Annotated in this window: 1 protein-coding gene; it reads left to right on the forward strand. The window is 67.1% G+C overall.

Going from position 1 to position 1,735, the window contains the following annotated elements; genetic code table 11:
• The first annotated feature begins 348 nt into the window (after nt 1–348).
• On the forward strand, nt 349–1,563 hold the full coding sequence (gene hemW, locus WAW85_RS01180; protein WP_422557834.1) for a radical SAM family heme chaperone HemW: 1,215 nt from the start codon (nt 349–351) through the stop codon (nt 1,561–1,563).
• The last annotated feature ends 172 nt before the right edge of the window (nt 1,564–1,735 follow it).

Raw genomic sequence — 1,735 nt, forward strand, 5'->3', positions numbered from 1 at the left:
CGGGAGTGGTGAGCGTCATCGGGTTTCTCCTAGCGCGGCGCGAGCGGTGCGCAGCGTCATGGGGGCTGGCCATTCTGGGGTAAAGCGGCAAACGAGGCAAACTGGCATGGTGCCGCAGTGCGCGGACTATGCGCAGTGGCACCGGAGGCGTCGTGGCCGGTAGGGACTACGGCCGACAGGATGCGCTGTCGCAGCGCATGAGGTCGATGTGCCGCCGCGCGATGAGGCGGACGCCCGAAGTAGTCACGACAGCCATGGTGCCACGCCCGACTCGCTACGTCTAACCTGCGTGCATTTATCTGCAGCGTGATTTTTATTACCCAGCCGGGGATAGGACAGAATGGAGGCATGTCCCTGCGTGCGCCGTCGACCCCGTTGTCACCAGCGGCGCTGGGTCGGTTGGCGGACGTCGATTCGGCCCGACCCTTCGGCCTCTACCTGCACGTCCCGTTCTGCGCGAGCCGGTGCGGGTACTGCGACTTCAACACGTACACGGCCGGCGAACTCGGCTCGTCGACGTCGCCGGCAGCATGGGCGGAAGCGGTGCGCCGCGAACTCGCCGCCGCTGCCACACACCTGGAACCGGCTCGGCCGGTGGAGACGGTCTTTGTCGGCGGCGGTACGCCATCGCTGCTCGGGGCGCCGCGACTCGCCGACCTACTCGACGCGGTCCGGGCCTCGTTCACGCTGGCGCCGGGCGCGGAGATCACCACCGAATCCAACCCGGAATCGACATCGCCGGAGTTCTTCGATGGGCTGCGGGATGCGGGCTACACGCGGATCTCGCTCGGCATGCAGTCGGCCGCACCGCACGTGTTGCAGATCCTCGAACGCAGGCATACGCCGGGGCGCGCGGTGGCCGCCGCTCGCGAAGCCGCCGCCGCAGGGTTTGAGCACGTGAACCTGGATCTGATCTACGGCACGCCGGGGGAGACCGACGACGACCTCGCGGCCTCCCTCGACGCGGTGCTCTCGGCCGGCGTCGACCACGTGTCGGCCTACGCGCTGATCGTCGAGGACGGCACCGCGTTCGCCCGGAAGGTGCGTCGAGGCGAGGTCCCGATGCCTGACGACGATGTGCTCGCCGCCCGCTACGAGTCGATCGACGCGCGCCTGTCCGACGGCGGGCTGACCTGGTATGAAGTCTCGAACTGGGCCCGTTCCCTGAGCCCCGTCGAAGGGTCCGTCTGCCGGCACAACGAGGCCTACTGGCGCAGCGACGACTGGTGGGGGATCGGCCCAGGCGCGCACTCGCATGTGGGCGGTGTGCGCTTCTGGAACCAGAAGCACCCGGCCACCTACGCCGCCTCGGTGGAGTCCGGAACCTTGCCGATCGGTGGCTTCGAGATCTTGTCCGACGACGACGCGCACACCGAGTCGGTGATGCTGCGCTTGCGGATGCGCTCGGGTCTGGCCCGTGACGAGTTGTCGGAGGCCGAACAGCGGCGTGCGCAGCGTGCGGTCGGCGACGGCCTACTTAACGTGATTGAGGATTCCTACGTCCTCACCGATCGCGGTCGGCTGCTCGCTGACGGCGTGATCCGCGACATCTTGGTCGACTGAACAACCATCAGGTGAGCGCCGATCCAGAGCACAACCGTTCAGAAAAACTTTGGCGCTTCAATCGACACATAGTGTCGCTCCGAGCACCAAAGTTTTGTGCCGATGGTCTGTGCGGTGGAATTCGGAGGCTCAGCGCCGATGTTATTCGGCGGAGCGGTGGGCGCCGCGGGAG

Source organism: Gordonia sp. (in: high G+C Gram-positive bacteria), from assembly GCF_049299075.1.
In the GTDB taxonomy this organism is placed as follows: domain Bacteria; phylum Actinomycetota; class Actinomycetes; order Mycobacteriales; family Mycobacteriaceae; genus Gordonia.

Excerpts from the sequence above, each read along its gene's own strand:
- hemW (WP_422557834.1), top strand. The coding sequence starts at position 349 with ATGTCCCTGCGTGCGCCGTCGACCCCGTTGTCACCAGCGGCGCTGGGT.